Genomic DNA, 16876 nt, shown 5'->3' on the forward strand with positions numbered 1-16876 from the left:
GAAGCCCACCAACCGCCTGACGAGCCCTTGTGGTGCCAACACTGCAATACGGACAAGCACCTGCTGGTGAATTCCATCCAATCGCACTACCCACCCGCGCCAAACATGGTTGAAGTCACCTACGAGTGCCATACCTGCAGGTACGCCTACCAACAGGTGGCCTCTGTCCAGAGGGTGGCGCTGATACTGAACCGTCCGGGCGTCAATCAAGGCGTGCTCCAGTTCGGCGGGCAGTACCTGCACTGCGGCGAACCCATGAAAACCAAGAGCTGCGAGCTTCGCAGGATCCAAGCCCCCTTGGTCCTGAAACCAGGTGGCCAGCTGCGGATGTACGAGGTCCTTATCAACACCCGCATCCTTGGATGCCATTGCGGATTCCGCATGGAGATTCCGGAATGAGGAACAGCGGCCACACCATTTCTGGAGCTACCGGGAGGGATAGCATGCACACGGAATCACAGAGGAAAGACTCTTCAACAACGGGCTCGCAGCTCAGGCCGGCTGCCCGGCGGAAACTTCCTGACCCGCCGGATCCAGACAACCTGCCTATCGATTACCGGAGTTCGGGATGGGATTCCAGCCGGTACCCGTCCTCTGTTCCCGAAAGCCTGCGACCCCAACATTCGTCGCGTCGAAGGAGTGCCTGACCATGAGCGGGTTCCCGCCGGACCCCTCTCATCCAGACCCCTCGCGGGGGCCGGGGACTGATCCAACCCGTGAACCCGGGCCTACACCCGAGCCTGTACCGCTGCCGGAGCCGGGCCCGCCGCCCGTTCCGGACCCAACGCCGGGACCTGCGGTTCCTTCCCCGCCCGGAAAGGGCGAACAACCGGCGCCCCTGACATAAGGGACCGGTCAACCCATGGACCGGATCCTGGCAAATCCCCCAGTCAGGATCCGAACGAGGGCATGTCGCGCTACAGGGAGCATGGCATGCCCTTTGTTGTGTCCACTCGCCAACCCTCCAATCTTTGTTTATGTTGGTTTCCCTTGACTTACCAACATAAACAAAGATAGAGTCAAGCAATTCCACATCGTTGTGACAGCAGTCACTGATGTGGCTGCCCAGGAAGCAGCTTGACCTATGGAGGGTAAGTGTTCGCCGAAGAACGCCAGCAACTGATCTCCGCACTCGTCGCAGAGCGCGGACGGGTGAGCGTCACTGACCTCGCCGACCGTTTCAGCATCACCACTGAGACAGTCCGCCGTGACCTCGCGGCCCTCGAAGTCTCGGGAAACCTCCGGCGCGTCCATGGCGGCGCCGTCCCCTCGGACCGCCTGAGCACCCGCGAAGAAAGCATCCTCGAACGGGCCGTCCAGCGCCAGGTGGAAAAATCCCGTATCGCCAACGCCGCACTGGCCCTGATCCCGGAGCTCACCACCGGCAGTGTCCTCCTTGACGCAGGTTCCACCACGGAAACCCTCGCCGATCTCCTGGCCCAGCGGACGCCGTCGGCCAACGGAAACGATGAACTCGTGGTCATTACCCACGCCATCCCCATTGCCGGCAAGCTCTCCTCCACACAGGGCATAGCACTCCAGATCCTTGGTGGGCGTGTCCGCGGACTGACGCAGGCCGCCGTCGGGCAGTCCACCGTGGAGGCCGCTTGCAAGCTTCGCCCCGACATCGCTTTTGTGGGTGCCAACGGCATCCACGCAACCTTCGGCCTCAGCACTCCGGATCCTGAGGAAGCAGCCGTCAAGGCCGCCTTCGTCACCTCAGCCCGCCGCGTGGTGGCCCTGGCCGACTCTTCCAAACTGGACGCCGAAACACTGGTCCAGTTCGCCACCTTGAAGGATGTTGACACCTTGATTACAGACAGCGAACCCTCCGCGGAACTCGCCGCAGCCCTGGCAGATGCCGGCGTCGACGTGGTGATCGCATGATCATCACCTTGACCGCCAACCCCAGCCTTGACCGCACGGTGGAACTCCCCGGGGCCCTGGCTCGCGGCGAGGTGCAGCGCGCGGTAGCCGTCCACCAGGAATCCGGCGGGAAGGGCGTCAACGTTTCCCGGGCGCTGGTGGCCTCCGGTTTGGACACGCTGGCAGTCCTTCCGGGCGCGGACTCGGACCCGGTCCTTTCCGGACTGCACGACGCCGGCGTGCCGTTCGCCGCGCTACCCATCGGTCAGGCGCTGCGCAGCAACGTCACGCTCACCGAACCGGACGGCGTCACCACCAAGATCAACGAACCCGGCCCGGAACTGAGCGGTGACCAGCAGGAAGCCCTGATCGGGCTGTTGTTGGAGCGCTCCCGTGGCGCCGGCTGGGTGGTTCTCGCAGGATCACTCCCACCCGGGGTGCCTGCGGATTATTACGCCACCATCGCTCGTCGGCTCAGGTCGAACGCGGACGGAACGGCGGCCCCCCGGATCGCCATCGACTCCTCCGGGGCGCCGCTCGCGGCCGCCTTGGTGGGCGACGCTTCGGGAAAGCCGGACCTGCTCAAGCCGAACGCGGAAGAGCTCGCCGAGCTTGCCGCCGCCGCCGGTTTCACCAACGTCTCCACAGCTGACGAACTGGAAGCGGATCCGGCCAAAGCCGCTGAAGCCGCAGCCGCCGTCGTCGCCAGCGGTGTAGGCGCTGTTCTCGCAACACTCGGGTCCAAGGGAGCAATCCTGGTGACGGCGGACGGAGCATGGCTTGCCACGCATCCGCCCATCCAAGCCGTCAGCACGGTAGGCGCCGGGGACTCTGCACTGGCCGGCTATTTGCTGGCTGCAACCCAGGGCGGATCCGCACAGGACTGCCTTCGTCAAGCCGTGGCGCACGGTGCCGCTGCTGCTTCCCTGCCGGGCTCCACCGTCCCGGCAGTCCACCAAACAACCCCCGATGCCGTAACCATCACGGCCCTCCAAAAGGACTCACAGTGACCCAGCTGATCACACCCCAATTGGTCACCCTCGACCAAAACCTGGGCGACTCCCCCGCCGACGTCATCCGCGTCCTGGCCGGCAAAGTTGCCGCCTCCGGCCGTGCTTCCGAGGTTGAAGGCCTCTTCGCCGACGCCTTCGCCCGGGAGCAGAAGACCGCCACCGGCGTCCCCGGCGGCATCGCCATCCCGCACTGCCGCTCCGCTGCGGTCCAAGAGCCTGCATTGGCCATGGCCCGGCTGTCCCACAAGGTGGACTTCGGCGCCAAGGACGGGCCCGCAGACCTCATCTTCTTCATCGCAGCCCCGGACGGCGCGGACCAGGAACACTTGAAGCTGCTGTCCAAACTGGCTCGCTCGCTCATCAAAAAGGACTTCACGGCGGCGCTGCGTGCGGCAGCCACCGAGCAGGACATCGTAGACCTCGTGGACGGCGCACTGGCCGACAAGCCTGCGGCTGCTCCGGCGGCGGATACCGCACCTGCCGCTGCTGCCAGCCCTGCCACGGGCACGACGACGACTGCCGCACCAAAGCGCATTGTGGCCGTAACAGCTTGCCCCACGGGTATTGCCCACACGTACATGGCGGCTGACTCGCTGGTTGCTGCTGCCAAGGAAATGGGCGTCGACCTCCAGGTTGAGACCCAGGGTTCCTCGGGGGCCAAGCCACTTGACCCGGCAGTGATCGCCGCAGCTGACGCAGTGATCTTCGCCGTGGATGTCGACGTTCGCGGCAAGGAGCGGTTCGCCGGCAAGCCTGTCATCAATGCACCGGTAAAGCGTGGCATCGACGAACCCACCAAGATGGTGGAGGAAGCACTGGCAGCCGCGGAGGATCCCCGTGCACGCCGCGTCCCCCATGCCGGAGCTGAAGAGCAGGCAGAGCGCGCGGAAGAGGAAAAGGGTGAGCACATCGGCCAGAAGCTGAAGCGCGCCCTCCTCACCGGCGTGAGCTACATGATTCCATTCGTCGCCGGCGGTGGCCTGCTGATTGCACTGGGCTTCCTGCTGGGCGGTTACGACATCACTGAAGTGGCCGACAAGGTGGTGCTGGAGAACAACTTCACCAACCTTCCTGAAGGCGGGCTGTCCATCTACCTCGGTGCAGTGGCGTTCAAGATCGGTGCCCTGTCCATGGGCTTCCTGGTCCCGGCGCTGGCCGGTTACATCGCCTACGCCATCGCCGACCGGCCGGGTATTGCGCCCGGTTTCGTTGCCGGAGCCGTGGCCAGCTTCATGGACGCAGGGTTCCTCGGCGGCATCATCGGCGGTCTGCTGGCCGGTTACATCGCTTACTTGATCGGCACCTGGCAGGTACCGCGCTGGCTCCGTGGGTTGATGCCCGTGGTGATCATCCCCCTTCTCGGTTCGATCTTTGCTTCAGGCTTGATGTTCCTGGTCCTCGGCGGCCCCATCGCCGGCCTTACCCTGGCTCTGAACAACTGGCTCACGGGCATGAGCGGTGCTTCAGCAGTGGTTCTGGGCATCATCCTTGGTCTCATGATGTGCTTCGACCTCGGCGGCCCGGTCAACAAGGTTGCCTACGCCTTCGCAGTAGCCGGCTTGACCGCGGGCAGCGCCGACAACCAGGCACCATGGCTGATCATGGGCACAGTGATGGCAGCCGGCATGGTTCCTCCGCTGGCCATGGCCCTTGCTACGGTCCTGAACAAGAAGCTCTTCACCCTCAACGAGCGTGAAAACGGCAAGGCCGCCTGGCTGCTGGGTGCTTCCTTCATCTCCGAAGGTGCCATCCCCTTCGCCGCAACCGACCCGTTGCGCGTCATCCCGGCCAGCATGGTGGGCGGCGCCCTCACCGGCGCACTCTGCATGGCCACCGGAGTAACGTCCCAGGCACCGCACGGCGGCTTCTTCGTCTTCTTCGCCATTGGCAACCTGCCGATGTTCATCATCGCCATCGTCGCCGGCATGGTGGTCAGCGCCTTGGCCGTCATTGCCCTCAAGCGCTTTGCGGTCAAGAAGCCGGTAGAAGCGGAAGCCGCCCCGGCAACCGTCAGCGTCTAGGCTTCCAACGGTCTAGACTTCCCACAAAGCCACCCTTCACCACAGCCACCCCTTCACAAAGAGGAGCACCAATGCCAGAACGTACAGCCACCATCGCAAGCCGCGTCGGCCTCCACGCCCGCCCCGCAGCAATTTTTGCCGAGGCCGCGGGAGACCTGGACCTTGATGTCACCATCGCCCGCCAGGGTGAACCTGCCGACGACGCCATGGACGCGGCCAGCATCCTGTCCCTGATGAGCCTGGGCGCATCCCACGGCGACGTTGTAGTGCTGCGCGCCGAAGGCGAAGGTGCGGACGCCGCCCTGGACAGCCTGGTGAAGATCCTGGAAACGGACCACGACGCCGAGTAGGGAGACTCCACACTCAGCGCCGCGCAAAGAGCCTGGCGACACCCGGATTCGGGTGTCGCCAGGCTCTTTTGTTGTTGTCAGCGGGAGTGCAGCTATGGTCCTTGATACGCCTTCATCCGCACTCCGGCGGAAGGCCTACGGATTGGCGAGCGAGTCGAGATGGCGGGTGAGCAGGCCGGGCATGTGGCTCGATGCCGGCAACTCCCCGCTCCACAGTCCACGCATGGCGATTCCATCCAGGAGTGCCCGCAGCCGCTGCGCTTCGTACCCAGGGTCGCGCTGCTCGTTGAACAGGCCCGCCTCGATCAGGATCTGCACGGCTGCGTGGCACGCGCGATCTACTCCCTCGCTCAGCCTGATCGCCGGAGGACGGAGCCGGTTGTCGGTGAGCGAAAGAACGCCGAGTTGGACTTGCGCCACCAGTTCCAGGCGCCGCTCTTTGTCGAGGGGAAGCAACTGCAGCAGCAGCCCGTCAACCAGGGCGCGGCCGGTCAGCTCAAGTGCGGAGATCCTGGCGGTGACCCGGTCCTCGATGAGTTGCAGGCAGTACTCCCGGAGGGCGTGCTGTGTGGCAAATGACCGCCGCAACGAGGCAGCAGCAATACCCGCTTCCGCTGCGACGCCGCGCACCGACAAGCCCGCCAGCCCATCGCGTTCAAGGACACGTAAAGAGGCCTCCGCAATCTCGGCAGTGCGTGCTTCGGCGTCGATTCTGCGGGGCATGGTGTTCAGTTCGAAGAAGCAGCAGCGGGCAAAGGGCGGGCGGCTTTCTTTGGCCAGATCGTGTAGCTCACAGCCCAAAGGAAGTCGATGGCGAAGATGATTCCCAGGATGCGAAAGAAGCCGGAGAGTGCCGAGGTTCGTTCTGCATCATTGACCAGGAAGATGATGCCTCCCAGTGTCCCCGCAGCGATAGCCACCGCCAACGCAGTCAAAAGCACATCCCGCCAGCATTTGACCGTGTAGCGGGTTCCCGTGAGTCGTTCAGGTGCAGGTCCACCGGCAAATCGGTGATGGAAATGTCCGTCCGCCCATGCAACCATGCGTTTGCCATATGCAATGGAGACGCCGATGTAGATCGCGGCCAGTCCGTGGTGCCATGAGGCCGTTCCTCCGCCGAGCAGGTCCACTGCCACCAGGGCGAGCAGGACGGCGTCGATCACCGGAGCAAGGATCAGGAGGGCCGCACCAAGGCGGGGCCTCCGCAGGAGGTACCTCGCTGCGAGTCCGGCGATAATTGCCACCCAGAATGCAATTTCGCACGCCACGATCGCCATCAGAATCATTTACTGCTCCCCAAAGCTTGTTCATTCCGATCTTTATTAGTACGAGTGTACTCACAAAGTTCGCAGAGCTAAGACCTCGGCGTTTCGCCGTTCAGGAAGGCGGCAACGGAAGCCTCAGTGGGCTTCACTTCCTTGAGCTGGTCCGCGAGGTAGGCCTCAATGACGCGAGGGTCCACGTACGAGGATCGGGCCACGGACGGGGTGTTTCCCAGCAGTTCCGAGGCTTCCTTGATTGCCCTCACGATCGCTTGGCGGGGTGTGCCCTTGTGGCCTGATTTGATGAGGCAAAGCGCCGCAGCTGCGGTACCCTTCCACGTCCGGAAATCCTTGGAAGAATAAGCGTCGCCTGTGATGCCTCGCAGATATTCGTTGATCATTGACGCGTCCACGGAGACCCAGGTCCCCTCCGCAAAGTAGGCGAGCAGGCGCTCCTTGCCCGGGCGCTGGGCGAGTGGTTCCAAAAAGGCTGCCAGCGAGGGATCGTGGATGGACCTGTCCCACAGCTGGCCGCTTTTCCCGGGGAACTTCAGGAAGACATCCTGCCCTTCAACCCGTGCATGGCGGCAACGGAGTGTGGTGAGCCCATAGGAACCGTTCTGCTTCATGTACACCTCGGAGCCAACGCGGAGCGCGCCAAGGTCCATCAACCGTACGGCAGCGGCGAGTGTCTGTTGCCGTGGGTTATCGGTGCCCTGCAGGTGGAGGGTGACGTTACGCCGGATTGTCGGCAGGACCAAGCCAAGCTTGGCGGCCCTGATGAACTTCTCGGTGTCCTTCCGCTCCCGCCACGTGGGGTGGTAGATGTACTGGCTGCGACCGGCATCATCGATGCCCGTGGCCAGGATGTGCCCGTTCTCAAAAGGGCTGATCCATACATCGGTCCACGCAGGCGGGATCGCCAGCGCATTGATGCGCCGGCGATCCTCTTTGCTGACCAGGCTCCCGTCCGGATGCCGGTAGCTGAACCCTTTTCCTACCTTGCGGCGGACAATTCCGGGCTTGGACAGGTCACTGCGCTTGAGCCGTGGCATGTTTCGCCAGCCCTACCCGTGTTCAGCCGGTCCTGCAGTTTCTAGGCCTCGTCCGGATCCGTCACGGCAGCGCCGGCATTCATGATTTCGGCGTTGATCATCCAGACCAGCTGCTCAAGGCGCGAGATAAACGCGTGCAGCAGGTCCGCCGTCGTGGGGTCTTCCTCATCCACTTCGTCATGGACATCGCGCATGGTCTGGACAGCACGCTCTACGCGGTCGGTGACCAGCTTGACGGCGTTCTTGGTGTTGACCAGGCCGGCGGGGAATTCTTCCAGGCGCGTGCCCTTGGCGATGGTGGCGCTGCGTCCGTCCGGCAGGGCATGGAGCGCACGCATGCGCTCAGCGGTGTCGTCAGCGAACTGGCGCGTAGCAAGGACCAGCTCGTCCAGCTGGAGGTGGAGATCGCGGAAGTTCGGTCCCACAATGTTCCAGTGCGCCTGCTTCCCTTGGAGCTGCAGCTCGATGAGGTCGGTCAGGACGATCTGAAGGTTGTCTGCAAGCTGCTGTGACGCTTTCATGTGTTCCTCTCATAGACGTTCATGTGAGCCAAAATGCACCGCAAAATGTCTGCGGTAGCTGCCCAATCATCAAGTGACGACTGCCATAAGCCTTTCATAAGGATGCTTAGTAGTACAATGAGTAGTGTTAGTGTTCACAACTGGCGAACTCCACCCCAAGGGAGCTTCGCCCGGTAATAGCGTTAAAGGCACTTTGAGGCCGCCAAACGCCTCGAAGTGCCGGCATAACTCAATTGAAGTAAATCGGAATGCATACTCGGGAATCAGCGATACATCAAAGATTCCCTTGGAAAGGAATGTGCTGACCATGAATACACTTCTGATCATTGCCGGCGTAGTGGCAATTGTTCTTCTCTTGGTAGGCGGCTTCACCGAAGCCCTCAGTTGGCTGCTGTGGGTAGGCGTCATCCTCCTCGTCGTCGCAGCCATTGGCTGGTTGTTGAGCTTCATGTCGGGCCGCAGGGGACACACGGTATAGGCAACGCGGCCGCACCCGCTCCCCGGGCACTTCACCGGCACTTACAGACCATGAGGGCTGTTCCCACCACTGCAAGTGCGGTGGGAGCAGCCCTCCGGCATCCGGCTCAGCCCGGGCCGTCACCAGTGGCCGAGGGCGGTGGGGCCGCATCGGGATCCCGGGGCGTGGGGAACTCGTCACCAGGAGTGTCGGGGACTCCTTGGGCCGGCCGTTCAGGGGTCTCGCGTTCATCACCCTGACCAGGCATTTCCTGTTCGGGGGTGGGGGTGCCGTAGCCGCCGGGTTCGCTCTCCGGGTCCACGCGGTGTTCGTCCTGGCTCATTGCTTCCTCCTTGGAAATGGCGATGAGGCCCCGATGGAAGATCGAGGAATGCTGACAGTTCGACCGTAGTCCCGTGTATGGTCGTCGTCCACCAAAAACCACCATGGAGGTGCACAGATGGTAGAGCCGGAGCAGGCTCCCAGAACCGGTCGCAACGAATCCCTTGAGGAACGTATGGACCGCAACTGGATGGAACTCATCCAGGAATTGCGGGTACTCCAAACCGGGGTCCAGATTCTGGGCGGCTTCCTGCTGACGCTGCCCTTCCAAGAACGCTTCGAAGAGTTGGACGACTGGCAACGCAGCCTGTACCTGTTCAACGTGATGGTGGCAGCGCTGACCACCGTCCTGATTGTCCTGCCGGTCAGCGTTCATCGGCGGTTGTTCCGGCGAGGGCTCAAGGCCACGCTGGTTTCGAGCGCCGACGTCGTCACCAAGTGGGCTTTGGGCGGTGTGGCACTCCTGATCGTGGGTTCAGCCACCTTGGTGTTCGACTTCGTTGCGGGCCGGACCGCGGGCATTGTGGCGGCCAGCTTCATCATCCTGGTGCTGCTGCTGCTGGTAGTAGGCGCCCCCTTGTGGCTGCATCGCCGTGCCGTCCGCAACGGACACGGCAACGAAAATGGCAACGGAAATGGCAACGGCTATGCCAACGGCAACGGCGGAGATTCCAGAGAGGTGTGACCAAGATGCTGCGACCTGCTCAAGATCACCAGGCACCCGGCAAGGACAAGAAGCCTGAGCGCCATTGGGTCAAGGACCACGGCTTGTTGCTGGTCAACGCGGGCCTGTTCTTCGTTTTCCTCGGCGGAATGATCATTTCAGGAGCCGCCAGCTACAGCGAAGAACAACAAGCGCACGGGCAGCCGGCAACGGGCATTTCTGATTTCCTGACCTCAGGAAATTTCTGGGAAGCCGTCTTCGAGAACTGGGAATCGGAGTTCCTCCAGATGGCCATGTACGTGGTCCTGACGGTGTTCCTCTTCCAAAGAGGCTCCTCCGAATCGAAGCCCGTGGACAAGGACGCACCCCAGGATGAGGACCCTCGCGACGCCAAAATGACCGCTAAGACCCCGTGGCCGGTACGCCGGGGCGGCTGGGTCCTGAAGGTCTATGAGCACTCGCTTTCCGGCCTCCTGAGCCTGCTTTTCCTGCTCTCCTTCACCTTGCACGCATTCGGCGGTACGGCCGCCTACAACGACGAACAACGCAGCCACGGCCTCCCCGAGGTCTCCACCTGGGAGTACATGGGTTCCAGCCAGTTCTGGTTCGAGTCCTTCCAGAACTGGCAAAGCGAGTTCCTGGCCGTCGCCGTGCTGGTAGGAGCCTCCGTCTACCTCCGGGAGAGGGGCTCGCCGGAGTCAAAGCCGGTTGCAGAGCCCCACTACGAGACTGGCGCCTAGCCACATCCGGGAAAGGAACACATCATGCCAGGCAAGAAAAACTCCAGCTTGAAGGACCCCGAACTTTATGAAGAGCTCCGCGAAGATGGGGCGTCCAAGGAGAAAGCAGCCCGCGTCTCCAACGCAGCAGCGGCCAAGGGGCGCAAGGAAATAGGAAGCAAGGGTGGAAAGTCCGGTGATTACGAGGACTGGACGGTAGGCAAGCTGAAGTCCCGCGCCAAGGAATTAGGCCTCAAAGGGTATTCGGATAAGAAGAAATCCGAGCTTATCTCCATGCTGAGAAATCACTGACAGCGGCTAAAAAGCAGCGGCCGCTTGTACGGCGGCCGCTGCTTTCTTGGATTCTGATGGATTTATTTACGACGCCGGTTCACGCCTTTTTCTTGGCCCGCGCCTTTGGTTTGGTGGCAGTTTTGCCGGCGGCAGCGGCGTCGTCGTCCGCTTTTTCCTTGCCGCGTTTCTTGTCCAGGCTGCGCTTGAGGGCTTCCATGAGGTCGATGACGTCGCCGCCCTCGCCTTCGCCTTCCACGGCACCGAAGGTGGCCTCGGTATCCAGGGCCTCGCCCTTTTCCAGTTTGGCCTCGATCAGTGTTCGGAGCTGCACTTGATAGTCATCGGTATATTCATCGGGGTCAAAGTCGTGGGCCATGGATTCCACCAGGGCCGAGGACATTTCCAATTCCTTGTCGGAGATCTTGATATCAGTCTCCAAGGACGGGAATTTGGCCTCCCGGACCTCGTCGCCCCACAGCAACGCTTGCAGCAACAACACGTCCCCACGCACCCGCAGCGCCCCCAAACGGGTCTTCTGCCGCAACGCGTATTGGACGATTGCGATCCTGTCCGTGTCCTCGAGTGTCTGCCGGAGCAGCATGTACGCCTTGGGCGATTTGGAGTCCGGCTCCAGGAAATAGCTGCGCTCGTACATGATGGGGTCCAGCTGATCGGCGGGGATAAACTCCACCACCTCAATTTCGCGGCTGTTCTCTTCCGGCAACGATTTCAATTCGGTCGACGTCAGGACCACCGTGCGGCCCTCTTCTTCGTAGGCCTTATCAATATCCTCGTACGCCACAACTTCGCCGCAAATTTCGCATTTTCGCTGGTACCGAATGCGCCCGCCGTCCTTATTGTGGACTTGGTGCAGGCTTATATCGTGATCCTCCGTGGCACTGTAGAGCTTCACTGGTACGTTGACCAGACCGAACGCGATAGATCCCTTCCATATGGCCCTCATGCACCCAGTCAACAGCACAACACAGCAGAGGAGAAGAGGTGGCAGGCAAGCAACAAGAGCGCGTGAACGTGGAAGGCCACGAACTCACCCTCACCAACCTGGGGAAAATCGTCTACCCGGAAACCGGCACCACCAAGGCCGAAGTGCTGGAGTATTACGCCGCCGTGGCACCTTTCCTGATTCCTGCCGCGGCCAACCGGCCTGTCACCCGTAAGCGCTGGGTCAATGGGGTGGGCACCGCCGAAAATCCCGGCCAGGTGTTCTTCCAAAAGAACCTCGAGGACTCTGCGCCGAAATGGATTCCCCGTGCCGCCATTGAGCATTCGGACCACACCAACGTCTATCCCATGGTCAACAACCTGGCCACGCTCACCTGGATGGCCCAGATCGCGTCCCTCGAGATCCACGTTCCGCAGTGGCAAGTGGATCCTTCAGGGAAGCCGCTCCGGCCGGACCGCTTCGTCCTGGACCTCGATCCCGGGCCCGGCGCCGGACTGCCTGAGTGCGTCGAAGTAGCCAGGCTGGCCCGTTCCATCCTGCAGGACATGGGCATGGATCCTGTCCCAGTCACCAGCGGCAGCAAGGGAATCCACCTCTATACCGGCCTCGACGGAACCCTGAAGTCCGAGCAAGTGTCCGGCTTCGCCAAAGAACTCGCCCGCGCTTTGGAATCGGACCACCCGGAACTGGTGGTCAGCGATATGAAGAAGTCCCTCCGCCACGGAAAAGTGTTGGTGGACTGGAGCCAGAACAGTGGCAACAAGACCACCATCGTCCCCTATTCGCTGCGCGGAAAGGCCCACCCCACAGTCGCTGCGCCCCGCACGTGGCGCGAGCTCGCCTCCCCTTCGCTGGACCACCTCGACTACTTGGCCGTCATGAAGCGCGTCAGGACGGGCAAGGACCACTTCGCCCCGATTTCCGAGCGGCACCTTCCACCTCACGGCGAGGATGAGAAGGACGACGACGGCGGTGCTGCTTCAAGCGGTCCCGGCACCAGCGGTTCCGGCACCAGTTCCAGCACCAGCGGTCCCGGCCGTTCCCGCGAGCGGGTGGTGACGGTGGAGAATCGTCTCGCCAAATACGTCGGGATGCGCGATCCGCAGAAAACCCCGGAGCCGTTTCCGTCGTCGTCCGCTGGTTCCCCGCAAACCGCGGAGTCCTCCGATCAGCCCAAACCCGGAGACCTTCCGCCACCTGGCGGCATCTTCGTCATCCAGGAGCACCACGCCCGGCGCTATCACTTGGACCTTCGGTTGGAGCACCACGGCGTCCTGGCGTCGTGGGCGTTGCCGCGGGGTGTCCCTGAGACCCCCGACCGGAACAACCTTGCCGTGCACACCGAAGACCACCCCATGGAATACGCGAACTTCGCGGGCGTCATTCCCAAGGGTGAATACGGGGCTGGAACCATGACCATCTGGGATCGCGGCGAGTACACGTGTGAGAAGTGGCGGGACGGCAAGGAAGTCATCGCTACTCTCACCGGCGAACCCGGTGGTGGCCTGGGTGGAACCAAGCGGTTCGCGCTCATCAACACTGGTCAGAATTGGCTCATCCACCTCATGAAGGAACAGCCCGGGGGTCGGAGAATTTCTTCCACCAGTTCGTCGAAGTCCGGGACACGGCCCCCGGCAGCCGCGCCTGCCGCGCCCCAACCCATGCCGAACTACACCCCCATGCTCGCTACCTCCGGGACCACCGCTGATCTCCGTGGCGACGATTGGCTGTATGAACTGAAATGGGACGGAATCCGGGCAATCATCACCGGCACCGAGGGCAGGATCCGCCTGATGAGCCGTAACGGAAACGATCTCACCGCCGCCTATCCTGAGCTGACCGACCGCGGTTGCTGGCCGGAGGGCGACTTCGTGGCCGACGGCGAAATCGTGGCCCTCGGCAAGGGATCCAGGCCTGATTTCGGGCGGTTGCAGCTCCGGATGAACCTCGTCAAAGCCGCGGACATTGAACGTGCCCGCACAACCGTTCCGGTGCAACTGATGCTGTTCGACCTTCTTTACGACGCCGGCACGGACTTGAGCGGGCTGCCGTTCCGCGATCGCCGGGAGAAGCTTTCGGGGTTTGCGGAGCGTGTACGCAAAGGCTGCCCGCTGCACCTTTCAGCAGTGTTGGACCACGACGTTGAGGACCTCATGACCAGCGCTGCCGAGCTTGGCCTGGAAGGTGTCATGGCAAAGAAGGCCGATAGCCGTTATGTGATCGGCCGCCGCAGCAGGTCCTGGATCAAGCTCAAGCTGGAGCAAAGCCAGGAAGTTGTGGTGGGCGGTTGGCGTCCGGGCGCCGGGGCACGGAGCGGGACGTTCGGTGCGCTGCTGCTGGGCATTCCCGACGGCGGGAAGCTGCACTACGTGGGCCGGGTGGGCACCGGTTTCAAGGACTGGCAACTCCGCGAGGTCATGGAGCAGTTGGAGCCCCGGGCAGTGAGCGACTCCCCCTTCGCGGACATTCCACGGGAGGACGCTGCGGGCGCCAGATGGGTGAGCCCGGACTTGGTGGCCGAGGTGACGTTCGGCGAATGGACAGGGCCCGGCCGACTACGTCATCCAGTGTGGCGTGGTTGGCGTCCGGACAAGTCCCCTGACGACGTAAGCCAGCCCAACTGAGTAACAGATAACGCTCTATTGAGGGTTTAATGGGACGTTTGCTGTCACTCAGTTGGGCTGGCTACGCGGGTGGTGCGGTTGGTTCGGTTAGGAGGAGTGCGGCATCTGCGGGCGGCTTGTCCTGTGGATCGCCGTCACAGCTGCGCCCTGGCCCATGCGGCCGTGGGCTTGGTCGCGGTCCTTCGGGTGGCGGCGTTTGCCGTTGCCGTCCGGCCACTGCTTGCTCTGGTCAGCGCCCAGTGCGATGGCAATGGTTGTCGGCTCGGGCATCGGCGCCATGCCCATGGACTCCACCAAGTGGCTAGCAACCTCAGGATTGATGCGTTCAGATTCGTGATTCGCAGTCATGGTTCTTCCTTTCCAGTGTGCCTGTATTTCCAGTTGTGCCTGTTTTTCCGGTTGTACCTGTCCGCAGCTTTTACCAGCGGACCTTCTTCTCGGTCTTGGCCTGCTTGCCGCTGGCGGAGGTGGGCTTGTGCCCCTTGCCCGTGCTTTGCCAGCCGGCGGGCGCACCGCCTCCGGACTTGCTGGCCAGCATGGCCTTCTGGGCGTCGGTCAGCTTGGATTTGATACCGCCGGTAGCCGGGGTCTTGGCTGCGGGCTCCTGCGCCGGGGTCTCGGGGGTGTTGTTTTCGGAAGGGTTGGCAGTCATATGTGGACTCCTAAAAGTGTGAGTCCTGAAGAGACACGTATCCCTGTCGTTGCGGTTCGGGAAAAGGAATCGAGAACGGGAACGGCATGGAGGCAGGGCCTCAACAGGCGTGGATTTTTGTCAGGTGAAACTCGGCTGTGCCGCTCAGGCAAAGGCCGGTCTACTCAAAAATCAGTGTTCCCATGCCTCATACCCTAACCAAAAACGGAGAACTTTGGGAACCCCTTGGCTAGCATGGCCTTCATGACCCGGGGATCCGACGTTGCGGCCACCCTGCGCGCCGCCGGCTGTGTTTTCGCGGAAGATGAAGCGCAACTGCTCATCGAGGCCGCCCACCATCCGGACCAGCTCAGCCGCATGGTGGATCAACGGCTCAGCGGACTGCCCTTGGAACACATCGTGGGGTGGGCTGATTTCTGCGGGACGCGGATGTCGGTGGATCCCGGTGTGTTCGTCCCGCGGCGTCGCACGGAGTTCCTGGTGCGGGTGGCAGCGATGATCGCCCAACCCGGAGCCGTCGTCGTGGATCTGTGCTGCGGTTCCGGGGCCATCGGTGCCGCGCTCAGCGATCTTCTGGGAAGCAGTGAGTTGCACGCGGCAGACATCGATCCCGACGCTGTCCACTGCGCGCGACGCAACATCGAGCCCCGCGGCGGCACTGTTCACCAGGGCGACCTTTACGCGGCACTCCCCTTGAACTGCGTGGGAAGGTGGACGTGCTGCTCGCCAATGCGCCGTATGTTCCAACCAGGGCCATCGAGATGATGCCGCAGGAGGCGCGAGTCCATGAGCCGCGGTTAGCGCTCGACGGCGGCGCTGACGGTTTGGTTCTCCAGCGTCGGGTTGCGCTGGGGGCAGCCGGGTGGTTGGCGCCGGGCGGGTGGCTGTTGATCGAAACATCCCAGGAGCAGTCGCGGCACACTGCGGGGATCATGTCAGAAGCCGGGTTGCTCCCGGAGGTGGTTTTCGATGAAGGCTTGGACGCCACCTTGGTTATTGGATCACGCTCGCAGTCGGGAACTAGCGACTGAACAACCCGGGTCGGCCGTTCTCGTGCAATTTGCCTGCCTGAAGTTCTGGCACAACATCCCCTAAGCGCGGTTCCCAAACCGTCAGCTTTTAGGCCCGAATCAGCCCCGTTACATGGGTGTAGCTAAACAATTTGGTAACAACGTGCTCCCGAGGGCAAAAATGGCCTGACATCCGCATGATTGCAGGGCAAGAGCGGGTAATGAGATGCAACACACCTAGGCAATTTGCACCCTCTCAGAGCCCAAAAATCGGGTCTCAACTCGGGTTTTCGGGCCAAAACCCGTAAAATTGAAACCCTGCCCAGAGCGGGGCAGCAGAAGTCGCAAGCAAATGACCTCCCTAGGAGAAGCCCAAATGCCCATAGACCAAAGCACGTCCGTCTCTCCGGATGGCGCAAGGAACGCCACCGGAAACCAGGAAGCGGCAGCCCCCACGGGCGCCGCAAACGTAGTAAAGAACGCAACAAAGAAGACCAAGCTTCGCCCGAAGCGCCGGCTGAAAGAATCCGACGTCAATGTGGTGAACAAGCCGATGCTGCGCAAAGCACTCGGCGGCACGATCGTCGGCAACACCATGGAATGGTACGACGTCGGCGTGTTCGGCTACCTCATCACCACCATGGGCCCTGTCTTCCTGCCGGAAGCAGACAAGTCCGTCCAGACACTCTTCCTTCTGGGCACCTTCGCCGCAACCTTCATCGCACGCCCCCTCGGTGGCGTCGTGTTCGGTTGGCTCGGCGACAAGGTGGGCCGCCAGAAGGTGCTCGCAGCAACACTGATGCTCATGGCGGCAAGTACGTTCGCCGTCGGCCTCCTTCCCGGCTACGCGCAGATCGGCATCTGGGCCGCCGCGTTGCTGGTGATCCTGAAGCTCATCCAGGGTTTCTCCACCGGTGGCGAGTACGCCGGTGCCACCACTTTTGTCAGCGAGTACGCCCCGGACAAGCGCCGCGGCTACTTTGCCAGCTTCCTTGATATGGGCAGCTACATCGGCTTCGCCCTCGGCGCCGCCCTGGTTTCGGTCCTGCAGCTCACGCTGGG

General features: G+C 62.4%; 18 protein-coding genes and 2 pseudogenes. 11 read left to right on the forward strand and 9 right to left on the reverse strand.

Annotation, left to right across the window (positions count from 1 at the left end; genetic code table 11):
• A partial coding sequence (locus HP499_RS09200) for a hypothetical protein (RefSeq protein ID WP_172323788.1) occupies nucleotides 1–369 on the reverse strand: 369 nt, incomplete at its 3' end.
• Nucleotides 370–1095: 726 nt separating this feature from the next.
• On the opposite strand from HP499_RS09200, the gene HP499_RS09205 reads away from it, so the two are divergent.
• From HP499_RS09205 to HP499_RS09220, 4 genes are all read left to right on the forward strand, one after another.
• Nucleotides 1096–1887 (forward strand): DeoR/GlpR family DNA-binding transcription regulator, encoded by a 792-nt coding sequence (locus HP499_RS09205; RefSeq protein WP_172323789.1) that lies wholly within the window; start codon nucleotides 1096–1098, stop codon nucleotides 1885–1887.
• On the forward strand, nucleotides 1884–2876 hold the full coding sequence (locus tag HP499_RS09210) for a 1-phosphofructokinase family hexose kinase (protein ID WP_172323790.1): 993 nt from the start codon (nucleotides 1884–1886) through the stop codon (nucleotides 2874–2876). The genes HP499_RS09205 and HP499_RS09210 overlap by 4 nt, the downstream gene beginning before the upstream one ends.
• Nucleotides 2873–4900 (forward strand): fructose-specific PTS transporter subunit EIIC, encoded by a 2028-nt coding sequence (locus tag HP499_RS09215; RefSeq protein ID WP_172323791.1) that lies wholly within the window; start codon nucleotides 2873–2875, stop codon nucleotides 4898–4900. Before HP499_RS09210 ends, HP499_RS09215 begins: the two co-directional genes overlap by 4 nt.
• 71 nt (nucleotides 4901–4971) lie before the next feature.
• Nucleotides 4972–5250 carry an HPr family phosphocarrier protein gene (locus HP499_RS09220; protein ID WP_017197107.1) on the forward strand — a complete coding sequence of 93 codons (279 nt, stop codon included), beginning with the start codon at nucleotides 4972–4974 and terminating at the stop codon, nucleotides 5248–5250.
• Between the two features lie 135 nt (nucleotides 5251–5385).
• Here the strand turns inward: HP499_RS09220 and HP499_RS09225 are convergent, their stop codons facing one another.
• From HP499_RS09225 to HP499_RS09240, 4 genes are all read right to left on the reverse strand, one after another.
• On the reverse strand, nucleotides 5386–5973 hold the full coding sequence (locus HP499_RS09225; protein ID WP_172323792.1) for a TetR/AcrR family transcriptional regulator: 588 nt from the start codon (nucleotides 5971–5973) through the stop codon (nucleotides 5386–5388).
• 5 nt (nucleotides 5974–5978) lie between these two features.
• Complete coding sequence (locus tag HP499_RS09230; RefSeq protein ID WP_172323793.1) at nucleotides 5979–6536, reverse strand: hypothetical protein; 558 nt, start codon at nucleotides 6534–6536, stop codon at nucleotides 5979–5981.
• 68 nt (nucleotides 6537–6604) lie between these two features.
• Entirely contained in the window at nucleotides 6605–7567 is a 963-nt protein-coding gene (locus tag HP499_RS09235; RefSeq protein WP_172323794.1) for a DNA topoisomerase IB, read from the reverse strand.
• Nucleotides 7568–7608: 41 nt separating this feature from the next.
• Nucleotides 7609–8088: a Dps family protein gene (locus HP499_RS09240; protein ID WP_141283449.1), complete on the reverse strand. Its 480-nt coding sequence runs from the start codon at nucleotides 8086–8088 to the stop codon at nucleotides 7609–7611.
• A 307-nt stretch (nucleotides 8089–8395) separates the two neighbouring features.
• Between HP499_RS09240 and HP499_RS09245 the strand changes: the two genes are divergently transcribed.
• Nucleotides 8396–8566, forward strand: coding sequence for a hypothetical protein (locus HP499_RS09245; protein WP_172323795.1), 171 nt, complete (start codon nucleotides 8396–8398; stop codon nucleotides 8564–8566).
• 106 nt (nucleotides 8567–8672) lie between these two features.
• Here the strand turns inward: HP499_RS09245 and HP499_RS09250 are convergent, their stop codons facing one another.
• Complete coding sequence (locus HP499_RS09250; RefSeq protein WP_172323796.1) at nucleotides 8673–8888, reverse strand: hypothetical protein; 216 nt, start codon at nucleotides 8886–8888, stop codon at nucleotides 8673–8675.
• 117 nt (nucleotides 8889–9005) lie between these two features.
• Between HP499_RS09250 and HP499_RS09255 the strand changes: the two genes are divergently transcribed.
• Genes HP499_RS09255 through HP499_RS09265 form a run of 3 tightly spaced genes read left to right on the forward strand, consistent with a single transcriptional unit; the run spans nucleotide 9006 to nucleotide 10582 of the window.
• Entirely contained in the window at nucleotides 9006–9572 is a 567-nt protein-coding gene (locus HP499_RS09255) for a DUF6328 family protein (protein ID WP_253951494.1), read from the forward strand.
• A 5-nt stretch (nucleotides 9573–9577) separates the two neighbouring features.
• Nucleotides 9578–10291 carry a DUF6766 family protein gene (locus tag HP499_RS09260; RefSeq protein WP_172323797.1) on the forward strand — a complete coding sequence of 238 codons (714 nt, stop codon included), beginning with the start codon at nucleotides 9578–9580 and terminating at the stop codon, nucleotides 10289–10291.
• A gap of 24 nt (nucleotides 10292–10315) precedes the next feature.
• Nucleotides 10316–10582 (forward strand): Rho termination factor N-terminal domain-containing protein, encoded by a 267-nt coding sequence (locus HP499_RS09265; RefSeq protein WP_172323798.1) that lies wholly within the window; start codon nucleotides 10316–10318, stop codon nucleotides 10580–10582.
• A gap of 82 nt (nucleotides 10583–10664) precedes the next feature.
• On the opposite strand, the pseudogene HP499_RS09270 reads toward HP499_RS09265, so the two are convergent.
• Nucleotides 10665–11528 (reverse strand): annotated as a pseudogene (locus tag HP499_RS09270) (Ku protein); the annotation flags it as partial.
• Between the two features lie 38 nt (nucleotides 11529–11566).
• Here HP499_RS09270 and HP499_RS09275 point away from each other — a divergent pair.
• Nucleotides 11567–14152 (forward strand): ATP-dependent DNA ligase, encoded by a 2586-nt coding sequence (locus HP499_RS09275; protein WP_172323800.1) that lies wholly within the window; start codon nucleotides 11567–11569, stop codon nucleotides 14150–14152.
• An 87-nt stretch (nucleotides 14153–14239) separates the two neighbouring features.
• Here HP499_RS09275 and HP499_RS09280 read toward each other — a convergent pair whose 3' ends face one another.
• Both HP499_RS09280 and HP499_RS09285 read right to left on the reverse strand, forming a co-directional pair.
• Nucleotides 14240–14500 (reverse strand): hypothetical protein, encoded by a 261-nt coding sequence (locus HP499_RS09280; RefSeq protein WP_172323801.1) that lies wholly within the window; start codon nucleotides 14498–14500, stop codon nucleotides 14240–14242.
• 70 nt (nucleotides 14501–14570) lie between these two features.
• On the reverse strand, nucleotides 14571–14804 hold the full coding sequence (locus HP499_RS09285; protein ID WP_172323802.1) for a hypothetical protein: 234 nt from the start codon (nucleotides 14802–14804) through the stop codon (nucleotides 14571–14573).
• 182 nt (nucleotides 14805–14986) lie between these two features.
• Here HP499_RS09285 and HP499_RS09290 point away from each other — a divergent pair.
• Both HP499_RS09290 and HP499_RS09295 read left to right on the forward strand, forming a co-directional pair.
• Nucleotides 14987–15835 (forward strand): annotated as a pseudogene (locus tag HP499_RS09290) (putative protein N(5)-glutamine methyltransferase).
• Between the two features lie 355 nt (nucleotides 15836–16190).
• A partial coding sequence (locus tag HP499_RS09295; protein WP_172323803.1) for an MFS transporter occupies nucleotides 16191–16876 on the forward strand: 686 nt, incomplete at its 3' end.

The organism is Paenarthrobacter sp. CM16 (assembly GCF_013179505.1).
Classification (GTDB): domain Bacteria; phylum Actinomycetota; class Actinomycetes; order Actinomycetales; family Micrococcaceae; genus Arthrobacter.